Origin of the sequence: Vibrio celticus (genome assembly GCF_024347335.1) — a bacterium.
In the GTDB taxonomy this organism is placed as follows: domain Bacteria; phylum Pseudomonadota; class Gammaproteobacteria; order Enterobacterales; family Vibrionaceae; genus Vibrio; species Vibrio celticus.
Genome location: NZ_AP025463.1, coordinates 1,029,416 through 1,049,772, shown reverse-complemented (window position 1 = coordinate 1,049,772; position 20,357 = coordinate 1,029,416). Strand labels below are relative to the sequence as shown.

General features: G+C 44.1%; 15 protein-coding genes and 3 pseudogenes. 3 read left to right on the top strand and 15 right to left on the bottom strand.

Features of this window, described 5'->3' with window-relative positions; all coding sequences use genetic code 11:
• Nucleotides 1-70 precede the first annotated feature (70 nt).
• Nucleotides 71-253 (top strand): annotated as a pseudogene (locus tag OCV19_RS04965) (winged helix-turn-helix domain-containing protein); the annotation flags it as partial.
• 104 nt (nucleotides 254-357) lie between these two features.
• Here the strand turns inward: OCV19_RS04965 and OCV19_RS24945 are convergent.
• A pseudogene (locus OCV19_RS24945) lies at nucleotides 358-471 on the bottom strand (hypothetical protein); the annotation flags it as partial.
• Between the two features lie 114 nt (nucleotides 472-585).
• Nucleotides 586-1,140: pseudogene (locus tag OCV19_RS04960) on the bottom strand (glycyl-radical enzyme activating protein); the annotation flags it as partial.
• A 215-nt stretch (nucleotides 1,141-1,355) separates the two neighbouring features.
• Between OCV19_RS04960 and OCV19_RS04955 the strand changes: the two are divergent.
• Nucleotides 1,356-2,183 carry a hypothetical protein gene (locus OCV19_RS04955; RefSeq protein ID WP_065676491.1) on the top strand — a complete coding sequence of 276 codons (828 nt, stop codon included), beginning with the start codon at nucleotides 1,356-1,358 and terminating at the stop codon, nucleotides 2,181-2,183.
• Between the two features lie 511 nt (nucleotides 2,184-2,694).
• On the opposite strand, the gene aldA is transcribed toward OCV19_RS04955, so the two are convergent.
• From aldA to rhaB, 11 genes are all read right to left on the bottom strand, one after another.
• Nucleotides 2,695-4,128 carry an aldehyde dehydrogenase gene (gene aldA, locus OCV19_RS04950; protein ID WP_065676492.1) on the bottom strand — a complete coding sequence of 478 codons (1,434 nt, stop codon included), beginning with the start codon at nucleotides 4,126-4,128 and terminating at the stop codon, nucleotides 2,695-2,697.
• A 140-nt stretch (nucleotides 4,129-4,268) separates the two neighbouring features.
• On the bottom strand, nucleotides 4,269-5,408 hold the full coding sequence (gene lldD / locus OCV19_RS04945; protein ID WP_065676493.1) for an FMN-dependent L-lactate dehydrogenase LldD: 1,140 nt from the start codon (nucleotides 5,406-5,408) through the stop codon (nucleotides 4,269-4,271).
• A 361-nt stretch (nucleotides 5,409-5,769) separates the two neighbouring features.
• Nucleotides 5,770-6,921, bottom strand: coding sequence for a lactaldehyde reductase (fucO, locus tag OCV19_RS04940; RefSeq protein ID WP_065676494.1), 1,152 nt, complete (start codon nucleotides 6,919-6,921; stop codon nucleotides 5,770-5,772).
• Nucleotides 6,922-6,932: 11 nt separating this feature from the next.
• Nucleotides 6,933-7,757 (bottom strand): rhamnulose-1-phosphate aldolase, encoded by an 825-nt coding sequence (gene rhaD, locus OCV19_RS04935; protein WP_065676495.1) that lies wholly within the window; start codon nucleotides 7,755-7,757, stop codon nucleotides 6,933-6,935.
• A 35-nt stretch (nucleotides 7,758-7,792) separates the two neighbouring features.
• The gene (gene rhaM / locus OCV19_RS04930; protein ID WP_206377657.1) at nucleotides 7,793-8,119 is read right to left on the bottom strand and encodes an L-rhamnose mutarotase; all 327 of its coding nucleotides are present in this window, start codon (nucleotides 8,117-8,119) and stop codon (nucleotides 7,793-7,795) included.
• Nucleotides 8,120-8,129: 10 nt separating this feature from the next.
• Complete coding sequence (locus OCV19_RS04925) at nucleotides 8,130-9,128, bottom strand: ABC transporter permease (protein WP_206377654.1); 999 nt, start codon at nucleotides 9,126-9,128, stop codon at nucleotides 8,130-8,132.
• A gap of 20 nt (nucleotides 9,129-9,148) precedes the next feature.
• Nucleotides 9,149-10,132 carry an ABC transporter permease gene (locus OCV19_RS04920; RefSeq protein WP_065676496.1) on the bottom strand — a complete coding sequence of 328 codons (984 nt, stop codon included), beginning with the start codon at nucleotides 10,130-10,132 and terminating at the stop codon, nucleotides 9,149-9,151.
• The gene (locus OCV19_RS04915; RefSeq protein WP_065676531.1) at nucleotides 10,129-11,637 is read right to left on the bottom strand and encodes a sugar ABC transporter ATP-binding protein; all 1,509 of its coding nucleotides are present in this window, start codon (nucleotides 11,635-11,637) and stop codon (nucleotides 10,129-10,131) included. Before OCV19_RS04915 ends, OCV19_RS04920 begins: the two co-directional genes overlap by 4 nt.
• Before the next feature lie 132 nt (nucleotides 11,638-11,769).
• On the bottom strand, nucleotides 11,770-12,768 hold the full coding sequence (gene rhaS, locus OCV19_RS04910; RefSeq protein WP_065676497.1) for a rhamnose ABC transporter substrate-binding protein: 999 nt from the start codon (nucleotides 12,766-12,768) through the stop codon (nucleotides 11,770-11,772).
• A gap of 161 nt (nucleotides 12,769-12,929) precedes the next feature.
• Entirely contained in the window at nucleotides 12,930-14,192 is a 1,263-nt protein-coding gene (rhaA, locus tag OCV19_RS04905) for an L-rhamnose isomerase (RefSeq protein ID WP_065676498.1), read from the bottom strand.
• A gap of 9 nt (nucleotides 14,193-14,201) precedes the next feature.
• Nucleotides 14,202-15,677, bottom strand: coding sequence for a rhamnulokinase (gene rhaB, locus OCV19_RS04900; protein ID WP_065676499.1), 1,476 nt, complete (start codon nucleotides 15,675-15,677; stop codon nucleotides 14,202-14,204).
• 245 nt (nucleotides 15,678-15,922) lie between these two features.
• Between rhaB and OCV19_RS04895 the strand changes: the two genes are divergently transcribed.
• On the top strand, nucleotides 15,923-16,744 hold the full coding sequence (locus OCV19_RS04895; protein WP_065676500.1) for a helix-turn-helix domain-containing protein: 822 nt from the start codon (nucleotides 15,923-15,925) through the stop codon (nucleotides 16,742-16,744).
• A 20-nt stretch (nucleotides 16,745-16,764) separates the two neighbouring features.
• On the opposite strand, the gene OCV19_RS04890 is transcribed toward OCV19_RS04895, so the two are convergent.
• Complete coding sequence (locus OCV19_RS04890; protein WP_065676501.1) at nucleotides 16,765-17,682, bottom strand: glycyl-radical enzyme activating protein; 918 nt, start codon at nucleotides 17,680-17,682, stop codon at nucleotides 16,765-16,767.
• A gap of 64 nt (nucleotides 17,683-17,746) precedes the next feature.
• Nucleotides 17,747-20,296, bottom strand: coding sequence for a glycyl radical diol dehydratase GrpM (gene grpM, locus OCV19_RS04885; RefSeq protein WP_065676502.1), 2,550 nt, complete (start codon nucleotides 20,294-20,296; stop codon nucleotides 17,747-17,749).
• Nucleotides 20,297-20,357: the final 61 nt, after the last annotated feature.

Here is a 20,357-nt window from a genome sequence, read left to right as displayed (position 1 = left end):
TACAGATAGCAAAAAGCCGCTCATAATGAACTGCCCCCCAACAGTTGGACACCAATTATTGGGGGTCAGTTCAAAGTGGCTACATCACCACGGCTTCTCATATAAGAAGCCGAAAGGTGTACCGCACAAGTTTAATCCAGAGATGCAGCAAGCCTTTATCACATACTACAACGAGACGCCAAGAAAGAGCGAAGACCCTGTCTTGTTCATGGATGCCGTTCATCCTAAGCAGTCAACAAAACTCAGTTATGGCGACTTCTAACGCGGCTTTACACCAGTAATCAAGAAGTCGATAGCAGCGATGACCTCATTTCTAAAAGTGCTTAGACCATTTGCTGCCTCGCGCAAAACTTTGATCTATTGGCTAGGGCGTGTTGATTTTTCAGCTTTCAATAAGTGCTTGAAAAATCGCAATTCCGCTGCTTTATCTTTGCGTTTTTGAACTAAAATATCAATCTCATGCCCATCTTGATCGACTGCTCGCTACAAGTAATGTATTACCTCATCAAAATACCAAGGCTCAGCAACCATCATAACGACTCATTAACCCCCGCCCCAAGGTTGATTTAGACGATAATGGCCATATTACCCACCAATATGGCAGGTAAAACCCATCGATTCTACTTTGGATTTTAGTTGGTCGATTTTTTCGTCTAGGTTTGATTCTATACCTTGCAAAGGATAGCTAAGGCCCAATAAAGAGTACTTATTTTCACCATAATTGTGGTACGGAAGAAGATGGATAGTATCAACATTTGACATCATCTGAGCAAATTGACCAATAGCCTGAATCTCTTCAGCGTTGTCGTTAAACCCAGGGATAACCGGAATACGTACTGTCACTTTGGTAATAAATGAAATACGAAGGATATTTTCCAGAATAATACGGTTATCAACCCCAGTTTCCGCTTTATGAATGGTAGGATTGATAGCTTTAATATCCACAAGTGCTAAATCGATCCAAGGAAACACTTCTTCAATCGCTTGTTTAGAGCCGATACCGGTTGTTTCAATCGCAGTATGCCAGCCTTTCTCTTTACACCCTTTCAGTAACTCTCGGGCAAATTCAGGTTGAGCTAGAGGCTCGCCGCCTGACAGCGTAATCCCACCACCAGCTCTGCGAAATAGATTTTCGTCTTTTTTTAAGTGATGACAGCATCAATAAGATTTCTTCTCGGGGTGACTGTCTTTTCTACAAGTTGGATCGAAAATCTTCCTGTACCGCTTTTTTACGAATCGAGACCTCACTATTCAAAGGAAAACAACCAGACAAAGGGTCAAAGCACTATTACTCCACAAAGTCGTTCGTCGATATTAATCTTCCCTATCCCTTGTGCACGTTATTGAGTCTAATAATGAGGGCATTGCCTTCTAGCAAAAGAGATGGAGCAGAACTTGAAACGATACTTTCAGTCACCCCCTCAGAGTTGAAAGGCTGGCTACGGAAAAAATCAGAGTCAACAAAATCGTTATTTCCCTTTAAAGTAACACCAGCTCGACTCTTTCGTTCATTTCACAGTTTCTCTATTCAAAAATTGCCGTCTGTCTATCTTAATTACCTCCAACGAAACAGCAGTGTCATCATGCACTATTCAAACTTCGATACCTCCTCAATTAACCGCTCTCTTTATGAATCATGGTTTGAGTTTCTTGAGGTCCTAGGACTAAGCGATAACCTTGATTGGTCAACGGAGACTAAAACAACGTTGAGCCATGACTTTTCCTATCATGACCATATCGGCAGTGCGATCACGCTAAGAGAGAGCCTTTTACCAGACGTGTTTCATGCACTTTTATCGCCATTAATTGAGAATAAACCAGCGGATCTTTCCACTATCGAAATTTGCCATCGCTTAGCCCTATACATACATATCAGAGCAGCGATAGAGTTGGCGTTACGTCCGGTAAAGGAGCCCTACTCTCTTGCTAAAGACATAGCTTGGGACTGTGGCGTAATGACGGTACAAGACAAGCGTGTCCATCACAGTGAAGAAAAAAGAGTCATCGTCCTTTCACAAGAGTTAGTCGATCTATTTAAAACCTATCGAATGTTTTGTCAATCCATCTCTGTTGATTATCAAGAAGCAAAAACAGCGTGTATCTCCGTTCTACTCGATGGAAAATGGCAATCGTTAAGTAGCCGTGTTTTAAATCAACTCTATTCACAATACCGACCCCAATAATCAATAACCTGCTTTTCAATCCTTTTCTGACTTATTTCCAGGTGCTTAGAAACTCTATTAGCTAATAAGTATAAGCTCTCAATTAACCGGATATCTAACTACACATGAACGCAAATAGATAAGCCAATGTCTTAAAACGAAATAAAACAGTCAACTTTTAATAAGCCTTGAAATTATACAGTCACTTTGCACTCAGGGGGTAAGCCTCTCAGTAATTGTCTGACACACTTCCAGTAGCAAATTTTTAGTTGTCTCAATGCTATCTACTGCATGATGAACTGCTTTTGAATTTAGTGTCACATATGGAACGGTCAACACAGCCAAAAAATGTGTATTTAACCTTATTTATGACCGTTACTGTGAGAATCGTAAGATACAAAATTCATTAGGGGATTGTGATGGTAATGAAGCCGCAATGACTCATCGATCTTTCGACAAAAGAATCATTAAGCGGCCTCAAAAAGCTTACTAGGTTGAACACCCAAGCTCTTGTTTAGGGTTCAGTCAATCATCATGATTGCATATAAACAACTTGAGTGCTGAGGTACTCGTAAAGACCATGTTTGCCATCAGCCCCCCCGATACCTGACTTTCTAACCCCAGCGTGAAAACCTTGCATCGCTTCAAAATTTTCTCGATTAATGTACGTCTCACCAAACTCTAGCATCTTCACCGCGTGCAGCACCTTTGAGAGATCTTTAGTGTAGATTGAAGAAGTAAGGCCATATTCACAGTCATTGGCGTAATCTATTGCTTCATCGAGAGAGTCAACGATTTGTATGGGGAGTACCGGTCCAAACGTTTCTAACTTCATGATGTCCATGGAGTTCTCACAATCACTCAGTACAGTAGGAAGGAAGTAGTGTCCTTTTTCGTTAGCGGTCCTTGAACCACCACACTCTAACTTAGCGCCCTGAGCTAACGCTTTATCCACCGACGCTTGAACCTTCTCTAGCCCTTGTCGATTGACCAGTGGGCCCATTTCTATGTCGCTCTCTTCAAGTGGGTTTCCATATCGAGTCGCTTCCATTTCATGTGTGATTTTAGCAATAAACTCTTCGGCAATACCGCGTTGCACATACACTCGCTCAGCACAATTACACACTTGGCCTGAATTGATTATGCGAGAGTCTCGAATAGCCTTAACCGCTAGGCCAATATCCGCATCATCCAAGACAATCGCGGGCGCTTTACCCCCTAACTCCAAATTTAACTTAGTAATATTTGGTGCAGCAGTCGCCATGATATTTTCACCGGTTTTGACGCTACCCGTGAAGCTGATCATATCGACTTTTGGACTTCCTGAAAGTGCTGAACCGACATTCCCCTTTCCTGAAATGACATTGAACACACCATCAGGAAGATCAGTTTCAGCCACAAGTTTTGCAAACTCAAAACAGTTGTTCGGTGTCTCCTCACTTGGCTTAATAACAATCGTATTCCCTGTTATTAGCGCAGGCGCCATCTTTCGAGCAATCAAAAAGAACGGGAAATTCCACGGTAAAATGCCCGCAACAACCCCAATTGGCTTTCTAAATAGAAAGATATTTTCTCCTTGGCGGTCACTGGTAATAATTTCACCTTCAATACGACGCGCCCACTCGGACATGTAATCGATATAGTCAGCGGTAAACTGCACTTCAACCATTGCCAAATCCATAGTTTTACCTTGTTCTTCACTGATCACACGCGCTAAGTGATCTTTGTTATCACGAACTTTACTCGCAATGGCGCGAAGATACTGTGCACGTTCAATAGCAGGCTTGCCCGCCCACTTACGTTTAGCGACTGTCGCCGCTTCTAACGCATTTTGAATAGCGTCGTTGTCTGAATCCGGTATGGTCGAAATTAATGATTCCGTTGCAGGATTGAATACTTCTATACGACTTTCGCTTTCGGTAAACGCGCCATTAATAAAGTTTTGGTAGTTTCTGATCTCATCCATGTTGTGCTCTCCTCGTTTTTAGGCTGTGCAAAGCCCGTGCACTGCTTCGTCGCACATTGGCCTTGCTGTTTTAACTGATGCTTATCTGCTGATTATTAATAGTTAGCCACTTAGTCTGCGTGCCGTTCTACTAATCCGAATTATTTGTGGTTATAAAGGGAGTGTTGCGCTATTTCAGAAATCGATTTGGCTCCAGTGAGCGTCATTGCAACACGTATTTCTTGCTCGTAAAGCCCCAGTAGTTCCTTAACGCCTTCTTCGCCTTTAGCGGCCAATGCATAAACATAAGAGCGTCCTATTAATGAGCAATCAGCGCCAAGTGCCAACATCTTCACGACATCGAGACCACTGCGAATGCCAGAGTCAACCAATAGCTTAATCTCACCACTGACCGAATCCGCAATGCGAGGTAACGCCTCTGCCGTTGAAAGCACACCGTCAAGTTGTCTTCCCCCGTGGTTGGACACGACAATGCCATCGGCTCCAAATAGCACAGCATCTTTCGCATCCTGATTGTCTAGAATCCCCTTTATGACCATGGGTCCATCCCAATACTCTCGGATCCACTCTAAGTCTTTCCAAGAAATCGACGGGTCAAAATTAGCACCAAGCCAGCCGATATAGTCATCTAAACTGGTCGTTTTTCCTCGGTATACTGAAATATTTCCTAGATCGTGAGGCTTACCGCGAAGTCCAACATTGATCGCCCAATCAGGATGAGTCATCGCTTGCAGAACTCGACGTACCGGAGCGTGTTTACCGCTCATACCCGAATGCTTATCACGATAACGTGCACCTGGCACTGGCATATCAACCGTAAAAACTAATGTTGTCACCGCTGCCGCTTTCGCGCGCTCTAAGACATTTTTCATGAAGCCACGATCCTTTAGCACATAAAGCTGAAACCACATTGGTCGCCGTATTGCGGGTGCAACCTCTTCAATGGGACATATTGAAACGGTCGATAAAGTGAAAGGAATACCATTTTGAGCGGCGGCTTGAGCGGCTTGCACTTCACCGCGACGAGAATACATTCCAGTGATCCCAACTGGCGCCAAAGCGATGGGTAGGTCTAGATTTTCACCAAACAGATCAATAGAAAGATCAAGATTAGACATATCACGAAGTACATTTTGTCTCAGGCGCACTTGTTGCAAGGCTTCGGTGTTTCTCTGCATGGTCTGCTCTTGGTTGGCACCTCCGTCAATATAATCAAACAGAAACTGAGGCAATTTTGACTTTGCAGCTTGACGAAAATCTGAGGGTGAAGAGATGACCATGTTTGTATATTTCCCAAAGTAAGTAGGGTTAACATCGCTTAATTAAGGCAAATGCTCACTGGTAGCGTCTGTATATTTATCAACCCTACCCATCAAGATGTTAACAGTTAGTTAACGATTGATTTGATAATAAGCATCTCCGTGCTTTCAAACCTTTAAAAAACCACCTTACTTTTGGAATTTGAGGGCAATTTCATCAAGAAAGCCACCCTAAAGATCACATATTCGCAACAAAAAGGACGCATAACAGACAACAAAAAGCCCGCATAGGAGCGAGCTTTTGAGTGAGTTTAGTCAGAGAGACCATCAGGTAGTATTGATGGGTCGTGAACCCAGAGAAGCAACCTAAATAACGGTTTGATTACATCGCTGCCATATACAGCTCTTCGACTTCTTTAGGTGTCGGCTGATGAGGGTTACCTCCAATACAGGGATCGGCCATCGCTTTATCTATCCATCCGCTAATGTCAGCATTTTTAATTCCCAAATGACTAAACCCAGAAGGGATTTTTACTCTCTCCGATAAATCTCGGATAAGTCGAATAGCCAATTCGGCGCCATCTATATCACTCATATCCAGTGACGTCCCCACCATCGCTTCGGCAATGGTTTTGAAACGCTCAGGAACATACGCTGCGTTATACTCACAGATGTAAGGCAGTAATATTGCATTGCATACACCGTGAGGCAAATCGTGCGTCGCACCAGGCTGATGCGCCATAGCATGAACCAATCCTAAGCCTGCGCTATTAAACGCCATCCCAGCCAAGAACTGACCACAAGCTAGCTGCTCTCTCGCCTCGATATTGTTACCATCTTCAACAGCTATAGGTAACCACTGAGTGATGATCTTTATCGCTTCAAGCGCTGTTGGATTCGTTAGCGTATGCGCACCGACTGTCGTATACGCTTCAATAGCGTGCGTCAGCGCATCCATACCGGTTGCAGCAGTAACATGAGCGGGTAACCCGACCATTAGATTTGCATCATTGACCGCAATATCTGGAATTTGATGTGAATCGATGATCACCATTTTCACTTTTCTATCTTCATCGGTGATGACCGAATTAGAGGTCATCTCAGCCGCCGTGCCCGCCGTGGTATTGATGGCGACAAAATAAGCACCATCTCTTAGTACCTTTCCAACACCATCAAAATCACAAATGTCTTTGCCTGGATTGGCAACCATCGCTCTGATTGCTTTACAGCAATCCATTGGACTGCCACCCCCGACGGCAATAAAGCCATCACACCCCTGCTCTAAGTACACTTTATGCCCTTCTCGTACCAAACTGGCAGTTGGGTTGGGTGTCACCTTATCAAACAGCACATAGTCCAGCGATTGGGTTTTGAGTTCTTCAAACAGGCCATCAAGCACGCCTAATTCAACCAAATTATTATCAGTGACCAACATCAGCTTGGTTAACTTTTGCTCACTGAGAACTTGAACTGCATCCGTGATGGCTCCTGCCCCTGTGAAGCTAAGGCGGGGTAAATTTAATGCAAATACCATAGTTAATACTCCTATAAATTAAACGTTTCTTTAAGATCTTGCATATCCTTTTCGCTCACTCCTTGAGGAATGAAACCGCTTGCCAAACAGCCCAAAAACAGTTTTGCACCTTTGTTGGCAACATCAATATAATCAAAGGCTTCCAAAGCATCGCGTCCCGTTGCAACCGCGCCATGTTTTTCCCACACTGCTACATCTGCGTGCATGAGCTTTTCACGAGTACCATCTGCTATTTGCTGACTACCAGGCATGCAGTAAGGCACAACACCAATCCCCCGGGGAACGAAAGCACGGACTTCCGGCAGCATTTGCCAACACGCTTGGGTATAAGCTTGATCACTGTGCACATAGTCTGGGTGATGCGATAACATGATTAATTCGAGCGGATGCGTGTGTACAACACATCGATCAGAAGAGCCCTGTTTTTGCTTTGCGATGATGATTTCGACGTGAGAAATAAATTCACTGGTTGGTGAGTAATCTGGCTGACCACGTCCCCCCCAAAGCAAATGATACCCTTTCGCTTCATCGTCTATACGTAACACACAACCTGCGTCGTGAGGCGTGGTAAGCTCGCGAATGCGCTCACCTGTACCTTTTACAAAAAAGATATGACCCGCACTCTCTTTAGGAAATGAAAACTCTCCTACAGATTGGAGCGAACAATGGGGAAACGCGGTAAGATCCTCAGGGGCGTCACCAAAGACTTCAGTAAGATCTACAGAAATGTTGCCACCATTGCGTTCAGCCCACTCTCTTTGCCACAGGTAGGTACCGACTTCCGTCACTTTTGCGATTTCTTTAATTACCAATTCATTTAGCTCTATGTGTCTCATTGTATTGTCCAAAATTTAGAAAACGGAAAACTGAATTAGGCTAAGTAAAAGACCTGAGCTAATTCGCTAGATTTAGGGGAGTTGTCAGCGTTGGTTTCCATGATGTCTTTCATGAATAACCACCACTTTTGGCACTCGGGTGTTTTCGATACCTGTGCCCAACGCTGTTCACTTTCAATTTCGACGTAAGCAAAAAGCGTCGAGCTCTCTTCGTCCAAAAATATTGAGTAATGTCGCGCGCCTGCTTCTTTTAAAACCGACGCCAATTCAGGCCATATTTCATCGTGCCTTTGCTTATAGATTTGATGGCAATCTTTATAAACAGACATTTTGAACGCTTTTCTGATGATTCCCTCACTCATAGTCATCTCCTTACTTATTTTTTTTCAATAAGTTAATGATTTTTGGTAGCGCGATAACGCTGATCAACATGACGCCGATAATGATGGACATCACAATTCCTGGGACGTTTAACAGCCCCAAACCAACGGTTACCAATCCCATGAGAAAAACAGACATCACTACACCGATGATCGTGCCCGACCCGCCTAATATGCTCACACCGCCTAACACCACCATAGTGATGATATTAAGTTCCCAGCCTAAAGCGATGGTTGGTCTGGTACTGCCTAAGCGAGACGTGAGCATGATTGAGGCAATACCGCAGAACAGCCCTACAAGGGTAAATAAAATCAGTTTGTGTCGAGCAACATTGATTCCAGAATAAAACGCCGCGGTCGGATTGTTGCCGATAGCGTAGGTTCTGCGGCCAAAGTTGGTTCGTTGCAACAAAACATAAAACACGACAGCTAAAATCAAGAAACAGACAAATTCAAAACCCAATACCCAGACAACATACCCTTGTCCAAAATAAGCAAAAGATTCTGGATAGTTTTTAAGGGCCTGATCACCAAGCAATATGTAAGTAATACCTCTGAATAGGCTCATTGTGCCTATCGTCACCACAATGGAAGGTATGTTTAATCGTGTGACCAACAGTCCATTAAATAAGCCGCATAGAACACCCACAAGCATTCCCGCTAAGCAAATAGGCAAAATGCCTGCTCCCGCTTCGGCAACAAATCCCATTGCTGTTGAACTTAAGGCAATAATTGACGCAACAGAAATATCGATTTCTCGAACAATAATGACCAAAGCCAACGGCAATGCGATGATCGCCTTCTCAGAGAAATTGAAGGTTGCATCAGATAACGACCAAGGGTCTAGAAAATACGGTGATGCAAAGCTATTAATAATAAATACACACACTACCGTAGCAAAGAGAAACGACTCCCAAGAAAACAGCCATCTAGGTAATGCTTTATTGTTTTCACCCCGATTATTGACGGGTTGGTTATTAATACTTTCCATTTTTGACATCCTTGTGTTCATTACGACGCCTCCTGTACAGCTTTACGCAATATAATTCGACCTAACTTTCTTTCGGAACGAGAGTTAGCAACGACAGCGATTATGATCACAGCGCCAGAGATAGCCATTTGCCAGAAGGGAGACACACCAATGACAGGTAGCGCATTGTTGATGATCCCAAGGAAGAGCGCACCGAGCACACACCCAATAACCGTACCTGTACCTCCTGCAATACTTACCCCACCGATAACGCAAGCCGCGATAACCTGCAACTCAAAGCCATTGGCAATGTCGACGTAAGCGACGGCATAACGAGAAATCCAAAGGTAGCTTGCAACGCCTGCGCACAAACCCGAAATTGTGAACGCGATAAACTGCTTCTTACCCACATCGACGCCAATGTAGTAGGCAGCAGTTGGGCTGTTGCCCGCAGCATAGATTTTTCGTCCAAGCTGGCGATGCTTCGTGAAGTAATACATAATCGCGATGGCGATGATGGATGCCCAGCCAAGCAGAGGCAGACCCAGAATTTCTGTTCGAGGAATTTTTAGGAAGGTCTCACTCATCTGGTGCGCATTGATCCACGCACCTTCACTTATCAGGAACACAGCGCCTCGATAAATACTCATCGTACCCAAAGTCACTACTATCGCTGGGATCCCCATTTTCCAAACCAGTAAGCCATTAATCATGCCCAGCACGGTTCCCAAGGCTGCACCAATCAAGATAATGACAGGCACTGGAAAGTCTGGGTAAACACTATTAATCGTCGCCACTACCATGCCCGTTAAAGCCACATTGGCTGCCACTGACAAATCGATACAACGAGTGATAATCACCAGCATCTGCCCTAATGCTAAAATAATCAGAATAGAGGTGTCGTTGTAGACGCCCAGCAAATTATTGAACCCCAAAAACTCCGGTATGATGAGCCCAATCATGAACAATAAGGCAACCACTACGACCGCCAATTGTGCCTCTCTATTTTTTAATAGGTCTTTCATTGTACGCCTCCCGTAACGCCAGTTGCGGCGCTCACAAGCCTTTCTGCTGTAAAGTCATTTCGTGCAAATTCTTGCACTTGTAATCCCTCACGCATCACAATAATTCGGTCAGCCATACCCATTACTTCCGGCAATTCTGACGACACCATGATCACGGCCAGTCCTGCACCAGTTAGCTCAGACATGAACTCATGGACAGCAGCCTTCGAACCAATATCAATGCCCTTGGTTGGCTCATCCAAAATAATGATCTTAGGGCGTGTCGCTAACCATTTACTGATCACCACTTTTTGCTGATTACCGCCGGACAAGTTTTCTACTTTTTCATGCCAATTTGGTGCTTTAATTCTTAGTCGTTTCGCATATTGTTCAGCGAGTTCGTACTCTTTGTCATCGTTCAAAAATCCATTGGAATTAACGGCGTCGAGTTGAGGTAAACCAATATTTTGATAAATAGGGAACTCGAGCACCGCTCCCTGGCTTTGACGTTCTTCAGGGACGTAAACGATGCCAGCTTTAATCGCATCTTGTGGCGATTTTATCGACACTACCTTTCCATCGATTTCTATGCTTCCCGACGAGTTTTTGGTGACGCCAAAAAGAGATTGCATCAGTTCAGTTCTGCCCGCTCCGACGAGCCCATAAAACCCAAGAATTTCTCCCTGACGAAGATTAAAACTGATGTCATCAAATTCTGTTGGGTGGCTGTAGTTTTTGATATCAACCACTTTGGGGCCGATTTCTGCATCGACTTTAGGGTAAGCATTTTCAATGGTGCGGCCGACCATCATAGCGACAAGGTCTGACTCTTCTACATTGGCAATCAAGCCATTATCGACATAGCAACCATCTCTAAACACAGTAAACCTGTCTGCTATGGTATAAATTTCATCGAACTTATGACTGATAAACATGATCGCGCAGCCTTTCTGCTGCAAGCGGCGAACGATGCCATAAAAGTCTTCAATTTCTCGGTGAGACAGAGCAGCGGTGGGCTCATCTAAAATAACCACACTGGCTTCAAAGGACAGTGCACGTGCAATAGCCACCATGTGTCTTTGTCCGATACTCAACTCTTTAAGTAATTTTTGGGGGTTCAACGGAGCATCAATTTCTTTTAGTATCCGCGTTGATTCTGCTTCCATCCCCTTCCAATCTAGAGAGCCAGACGAATGCGTCATGTAGTGACCCGCAAAGATGTTTTCTGCGACGCTGAGTTCGTCAAATAGTACTGTCTCTTGGTGGATGGCGGTGATCCCCAGCTTGCGCGCTTCATCCGGGGTATCTAACTTTACCTCTTGGCCATTGAGGATCAATTTTCCATCAGTGGGCTGATGGATGCCGGTCATGACTTTAACTAAAGTAGACTTGCCAGCTCCATTTTCACCGACTAAAGCTGTCACTTGGCCTGGATATAAATCGAGCTGAACATTGTCGAGCGCTTTCACACCAGGGAAATGCTTGCTGATGTTTCGTAGCGAAAAGATTGGTTTTACTTCTGACATAACTATGCCTTTGTTCGAAAGCATAGACCGGCACTCCGTACCTCGTATCTATAGAGTGTGGCCTGCCAAGCCTATGCTTTACTTACCTTTCTAGTAATTAGGAAAAACGCTGGTTAGAAAAATCTCTATGAGTTAGAAAATTTTCGCAAACTTGTCCACGTTCGACTGGTTGTAGATAAACGGTGCAGCCATTGCGGCATTGCCCTCGGCATCTAACTGAGCTACACCCATGCGTCCCATTTCAACTTCCGCACTTGTTGCATCACCTTTTACTAGGTTGTACGAGATCATGGTGGCGGCGTAACCAAGGTCAATCGGATTCCAAATGGCAAAGCTCTTCACTGCACCTGATTTAACATGGCCAGCTAACTCAGAAGGTAGACCTAGACCAGTGACAAAAATCTCACCATTTTTGCCCGAATCCGTCACAGCTTGCGCCGCTGCAACAATACCAACCGAGGTAGGGGCAACAATCGCTTTTAGGTTTGGATAGGTTTTGATAAGGCCCATTGTTTCACGGTAACTTTTATCCGCTAAGTCATCACCATACACCGTTGCAACAAGGTTAAGTTGCGGGAAGTCTGGCAATACCTTTTTCATCTCTTCAATCCAGATGTTCTGGTTGGTCGCTGTTGGCGTAGCACTTAAAATCGCGATGTCACCCTTATCACTATTTGTCGCTTCAAGTGCTTCAGCTGCTAGCTCAACATTGATTTTTCCGATGAGAGCGTTACTTGACGGATTAAGGTGTACCGCTCGCCCTGGTTCAGCGACACCGGAGTCAAATGAAACAACCTTGATACCACGCTGTTGCGCTTTTTTAAGAATAGGGACCAGTGCATCAGTGTCGTTTGCAGAGATTGCAATCGCATCAACACGCTGAGCAATCAGTGAGTTAACAATCTCAATCTGCCCTTCTGCTGTCGGTGTTACTGGTCCTGTGTAGATAATCTTGACTGATTCATCCAATTCTTTCACAGCTTCCATAGCACCTTCGTGCGCCGCTTCAAAAAAACCGATACCTTGCGCTTTAACCACAAGACCTATGCGTAAATCATCTGCAATGGAATAGGCTGACGCGACTAAACCACCGGCTAAAATTGCTGTTTGTAGGATACGTTTGATGTTCATTTTAAAACTCCATTTTTCGAGTATGTTCCACGTCTAAAGCACCGACCTTCCGACTATTTTTTATATGTATGTTTGCCGGTGCGAGTTATATTTGTTACAAGCTCTATTTTGACGAACTGTCTTTTTCTAGAAATGCCGTCCAATGAGCTATTTCATCGCTATTACCTTTTAAGTAAAACCTCCTCCTCATAGCTTTTTACTTGGCTCAGCCATGACACTCCTACAGGCACCTCTTTATCCATGCAGTAGTAATCCCAAACCGCTGTCCACGGTAATGACTTTGTCTCTTCTAGTAGCGCTAGTCGGCTCGTAAAATCGCCTTCAAGCTCGTACTTTTTCAATTGTGTAGTTGGCTCCAACAGTGCACGTAGTAAGGCTTTGCGCATGTTACGAGTACCAATGACCCAGGCTGCTATTCGATTGATTGATGCGTCGAAAAAGTCCAAGCCAATATTGACGCGATCAAGCAGATCATGACGGATGATTTCATTTGCAATGGCTTGTGTTTCATCGTCCAACATTACGACATGGTCACTGTCCCAACGAATCGGTCTACTTACATGAAGCAATAATTCGTCAACATAGAGAGAAGCAGATGAAATTTTATCTGACACCACTTCGGTTGGGTGAAAGTGACCAGCATCTAAGCAGAGCAATACATTTCGAGTCGCTGCGTACCCTAGATAAAACTCATTTGATCCCGCAGTATAAGCTTCAGTGCCAATACCAAATAGCTTCGACTCCACTGCGTCTTTGTGAAACTCTGTCGAAATCGGCTCCGCAATGATCTTGTCTAACGACTCTGCCAATCTCTTACGCGGAGCCAAACGGTCTGCTGGAATATCTTTATATCCATCGGGGATCCAGATGTTCATAACAGAGGGTGTACCTAATTCTTTCCCGAAGTACTCAGAGACTTTGCGACTGGCAATGCAGTGATCGATCCAGAAATTGCGAATTTTGTCGTCAGGGTTAGTCAGTGTGAGGTTGTCAGCGCTTAACTCATGAGAGAAACACGATGGGTTGAAGTCCAAACCCACACCTTTCTCTTTCGCCCATTTCACCCAGTTTTCAAAATGGACTGGTTTAATTTGGTCACGTTCTACAGGTTGATCGCTTTCTAAATAAATGGCGTGCAGATTTAGGCGCAGCTCACCTGGGATCAAACTCATTGCATAATCAATATCGGCTCTAAGCTGGGCTGGCGTTTTAGCTTTGCCTGGGTGATTACCCGTTGTTTGAATGCCGCCGGTTAATTGACCATCTGGATCTTCAAACCCGGATACATCGTCGCCCTGCCAGCAGTGCATTGAAATAGGGATCTGATGCAATTGACGCATCACAGATTCAGTATCTATGCCCAATTCGGCAAATTGAGATTTGGCGTTGTTATAGTTCGCCTCTATTCGCTCTCTATTAATCATGTCTATCCCTTATAGATTAACGTTGCTAATTCGTTGAAACTCTTTCCACTGTTCTAAGAACTCTGCTGTGTGCAAGGGCTCGTAGGTTTCAATGGGGAAAGAGTGAGAAACCACCTGACGAGCGTGTTTTACGTTCTCTAGCTCGCCCAGTGCGATGAGTTGTCCACAGACGTTGCCTATGGCCGAAGCTTCAATGGGTCCAACCTTTACTGTCACACCACACGCATCCGCGCACAGTTGATTCAAGAATGTATTCTGGATACCACCACCAATAATATGGATTTGGTTAACCGAGTCGCTTCGGATCTGCTTAATTTCCAACCAAACCCGCTTGTATTGCATCGCTAGGCTTTCAAAAATGCAGCGTGCAAACTGCCCAGGGGTTGACGGAATGGGTTGGTCAGTTTGAGCACAGAAAGTGCAGATAGCATCGGTCATAGATTTAGGATTAAGAAAGCTTGGATGGTCTGGCTCAATAAGACTTCTAAAGGGTTTCGATTGCTTTGCAAGCGTTACTAGTTCTGCAAAACTGTAATCCATCAGCTCTTTTTGGACATTCTGAATGAGCCACAAGCCCATTATGTTTTTTAGCACCCTAAAGCGAGACTCGGCGCCACCTTCATTTGTGAAGTTAAGCGACTGCGCTAGGGCAGAGTTAAATGGGTAATGGCTTTCAAAGCCCATAAGTGACCACGTACCAGAGCTTATATAAACTGTGTCATCATCCATTACGGGTAGTGCCAATATCGCAGAAGCCGTATCGTGACTGGCTATTGATGCAACAGGAATGGACGCTGCTGTTTTCGAACGTTGCTCAGAAGCATCGAAGGAAAATGAATACTCACCAATAAGTCGATTCGGCATAGTTGGCTCAGTAAGCCAACGTTGAGGTATTCCAATCGCCTTTAAGAGTTGCTCATCCCACTGGCCAGATTGGCAATTCAACAATTGGGATGTTGAAGCATTGGTGTATTCACAGTTTTGTACACCCGTTAATTGAAAACCCAAATAGTCAGGGATAAACAGCAGCTTTTCGACGTCTTCAAACCAGGTCGGGCCTTGCTGCTTTAATGCCACTAGTTGGTAGAGCGTATTAAAGCTTAGAAACTGAATGCCCGTGCGACCGTAGATAAAATCGCTCCCAAGATCGGCGATGAGTGATGACATGCATCCTTCAGTGCGATTGTCACGGTATGAAACAGCCTCACCCAGTCGTTCCCCATTTTTGTCAATGAGTACAAAGTCAACACCCCAGGTATCAATACCAATGCAATCAATATCGTGACCGGCGTCTAGTGCGCGCCTAATGCCGTGCTTAATTTCCATCAACAGATAATCAACATTCCAACATGCTTGATCCTTGCGAAGCACTGGACCATTCTCGAACCTATACAGTTCACACATTTTCAACTGATGTTCACTGTACATGCCGAGCATCACACGTCCGCTTGACGCTCCAATATCGACTGCTACTACCTTTTTCATACCAGTACACCTCTTTCCTTGATGTTTTAATGCTAAGCAATCCTTTGCCGCCACACCTTGAAGAAAAGGCCACCTACTTCAATTTCCATTGCAAGATTTTAAAGAGCACAGCTATCTAATTCACATTCCCGAAATATTGCCGCCTATTTTTTAAGCGCTACTGCTAAGCTTACCCTCATAAACTACCTAGATAAAAATGGCGTTTCACTCAGAAATAATCAGTTAGTCAGGGAGCGACGAGAAGTATGATCCACCTTAAACCCAATGAGTTTTTCTTAAACTCAAAAAGCTCAATAACGACTGAACTTCGTTCTCCCCAAGAACCTTTTCCTGAGCATTATCATTCGTTCGAAGAAATAATCATCGTCTCGAAAGGCAGCGGAATTCATGTCGTTAACGACATACCTATGTGCCTTAGTAAAAATTACGTCTGCTTTGTCGCACAACGCGATCGCCACCTTTTTGAGAACGTCAGTGATTTATTCTTAAGCAACGTACTGTTTATTCGCGATAAATTTCAATCTTGTCCCCAGCTCAGCCAGTTTCTACCCAACACAGAGACCGGCTCGGTCGAATGGTTTATCGAGGATGAAACGGCACAGCGTGTGAACTACATCATCGAACGACTAAATTTTGAATCACATTGCAACAACGTCACTTCTGAAGCGATGTCAGAATTGCTGTTTCAACAACTCATCGTTGAGCTTTGGCGAGGAAAAATTGTCGATACCGAACGTCTTTCTCTCGATGACAGAGTCATTGCGGCCCTTGTTCATATCAACAAAAACTATGCCTCAGCGTTAAACATTGATTCCCTAGCTTGCTTTGCCAATTTGCCTGTCAGAGTACTGACCAAAGAGATAAAACGAGCTACCGGAATGAGTTTTAATCATTATCTGCATTTTATTCGAGCTAAACAGGCAATGTACTTACTCATCAACACTGAACACTCAATTACCGACATTGCCTTTGACGTGGGCTATTCAGATAGCAATTATTTTTCAACAAAATTCAAACAAGTACTGAATAAAAAACCAAGAGATATCAGAGTCAACTATCGAGATTGATTTAGACAATAATGACCATATTACCCACCAACATGACAATTAAAACCCATCGATTCCAGTTGGGATTTTAGTTGGCCGATTTTTTCATCTGCGTTTGATTCTATGCCTTGCAAAGGATAGCTAAGGCCCAACAAAGAGTACTTATTTTCACCATAATTGTGGTATGGAAGAAGATGGATAGTATCAACATTTGACATCATCTGAGCAAATTGACCAATCGCCAGAATCTCTTCAGCGTTGTCGTTAAACCCAGGGATAACCGGAATACGTACTGTCACTTTGGTAATAAATGAAATACGAAGGATATTTTCCAGAATAATACGGTTATCAACCCCAGTTCCCGCTTTATGAATGGTAGGATTGATGGCTTTAATATCCACAAGTGCTAAATCGATCCAAGGAAACACTTCTTCAATCGCTTGTTTAGAGCCGATACCGGTTGTTTCAATCGCAGTATGCCAGCCTTTCTCTTTACACCCTTTAAGTAACTCTCGGGCAAATTCAGGTTGAGCTAGAGGCTCGCCGCCTGACAGCGTAATCCCACCACCAGCTCTGCGAAATAGATTTTCGTCTTTTTTTAGTTCAAGCAAGACTTGCTCGACTGTCATTCGCTTGCCTTTTATTTCAAGAGCTCCGGTTGGGCAAACATCAGTACAATCACCGCATTCGACGCATTTGTCGCGATCAATAAAATGAGGGTTGTTATGGGATATTGCACCCACTTTGCAAGCATCGATACATTTGCCACAATTGACACAATCACTGGCTTTGAAGATCAGCTGAGGTTTGGCTTGCTGCGATTCAGGGTTACTGCACCATTTACAAGAAAGTGGGCAACCTTTAAAAAAGGGGATGGTTCGAATTCCTGGGCCATCATGTAACGAATATCGCTGGATGTTAAAAAGAACACCTTCTGTATTGTAATCGACTTTATTCATGACCGTTTCTCATTATTTTTTGAAAAATAGGCCGCTTATTTCGCGGCCTAATACTACTTTTACGTTATAATTGCTGCTCTGTACGGCTGATGATATCGTCCTGAACTTCTTTCGCTAAAACCACAAATTGAGCACTGTATCCTGCAACACGAACCACTAAATCTTGATGAAGGTGGGGATTTCTCTGTGCTTCAAGTAGACGTTCACGGTCAATAACGTTGAACTGTACGTGCATACCTTTACGGTCGAAGTAGTTACGTACCAAGCCGCTAAAGTTGTGCAATCCTTTCTCACCCGCAAGAGAGGCTGGTAGGAATTTCTGATTGTACAACGTACCGTTAGAAGCGATAAAGTGATCAAGTTTTGCAACAGAGTTTGCCGCAGCGGTTGGCCCAGAAACATCTTTACCTTGGCGTGGTGAAACACCATCAGCCAAAGGTTTACCGGCTAAACGACCATCTGGTAGTGCAGAGACGCCTTTACCAAACAGAACATTAGCTGATACTGGATAGATACCCGCTTGGAACTGTCCACCACGTGTATTGGTGTACTTCTCGACTTCTTCACAGTAAATCGATGCACAACGGCGAGCAACGTAGTCAACATCATCAATGTCGTTACCAAAGCTTGGCGAGCTTTCTAGGATAAGACGAATTTCTTCATGACGTGAAATACGCCCTACTGAAGGAGTCGCTTGTGTTTGTGCGCTTGATAACTGGCGGAATACTTCTTCTTTAATCGCTTGTGGGCTCAGAGAGCCGTTTTCCGCAATCAAACGTTGAACAACATTGTAGACTTCTTTTTCATCTAAAGAGCTTTTAGGTGCCACAGCAGCCGAAGCGCCGTCTGCATAACCAAAGTTTGCGTCTAGTGCCCCTTTTAGTTCAGTCATCGTCAGTTTGCGGTCTTCGAACACTTGTTTTTGCATTGCGTACACTGAATCACCTGTATCTGCAATACCAAAAGCTTGCGGACCGGTGTAGTTGTATATCGCACCGCCGTCTTGCAGAGACTTACCACGACCGATACAGTCGTCTACTAACGCAGAAAGGAATGGCAGTGGGCAGCGTTCTGCATGCGCGATATCAACACTATTACACGCTTCAACCAATTGACGCACGAAGTGAGCGATTTGTGCAGTGAATGCATCAAAGAAATCCTCAATATCAGTAAATTGCGTCATATCTTTAGTGGCAGGACCTACCTGTTTATTGTTTGCACGGCCATTGTTTAATGTAATTTCCAGTACTTTTGCCACGTTGAAGAATGCTGCATCATGCCAACCTTCAGTACGATGTGGTGCTTGTGGTTCTACACAACCGATGATGCAGTAATCACGCGCATCCGCTAACGAAACACCACGGTTTTGTAGCGAAGGAATGATAACTTCATCGTTATACATCGCAGGAACACCAAGACCAAGGCGAACCACTTCACAAGCACGGAATAAGAACTCGTCTGGTGTACCTTGCCATACACGAATAGAGAACGAAGGCGCAGGTAATTGGACGTGTGCCGTTGCTTCCATACACATGTAACTTAATGGGTTAGTGGCGTCTAGTCCATCTGACGTCTGGCCGCCAACACATAAATTTTGGAACACAGCGTAACCAGCAAACGCTTGAGCTGATACTTCATCGCGAGTTTTGTTGATATCGTTCAGTTTGATCCAGCAACAGTCTACTAATTCTTGTGCGAATACAGGATCAATGGACTTATCCGCCGCTAAGAATGGATACATGTATTGGTCAAATCGTCCAGGAGAGATAGAGTGACCACTTGACTCAATTTGTAGCATGCTTTGTAGAAACCAGAATGTCTGACATGCTTCCCAAAAAGTGGTTGCACCATGCTCTGGTACGCGACGACAGTTTTGGCTGATTTGTTCGAGTTCTCGTTTGCGTTGAGGATCAGTTTCAACTTGCGCGAGGCGATCTGCTTCATCTGAGTAACGGTGAGCGTATACAATCGCAGCTTCATAGCTGATGATAATTGCGTGGTAAAACTGCTCTTTTTTAACGAAGTCTGGTTGTGTACGATCAAGTTTAACTAATGCCTCTTTAACTTGCTCAATCACACCGCGGAAGCCAATGCGCAATACTTTGCCATAATCAACACATACGTGACCAACACCACCGTAGAAGTAGTTACCCACACTGAACACACCTGCATCCATTGATTCGTGTGTCCCTTCAGACATGTAAGATGCCGCTAACTCACTCGTAGTTTTACCAGGCCAATATTGAAATGCTTCGTGCAACTCTTGTGCTGTTTTCTTTTCGATAATAAATGGGTCCGCTACACGGTGCTCCATTGTATCAAATTCTTTTTCTACCCAATCGTAAGAGAACTCAGGACAAATTTCGGTTGAACGTGGATTAATAGTCACAGCTCCAACAACCAGTTCATCTTTACGAATGGTCACTGGTAACTCAGTAAAAATCTTTTCAACAACTCTTGCTCTTCTCATAACTGCAGGCAAATGCTCATTTTCTTTATAAGCATGTGTCGCTAAAATAGCTCGCTCAGACTCGACATAAGGTTTCGCGTCAATAATCATTTTCTTAAGTCGTAAAACGCGGTCAGTCGGATTAGAAAAACCTTTCTCTAACATAGTGATGTACTCCGTAATTATTAATTAGTATGACCTAAAGATCAGACCTTAGTTATTTGTT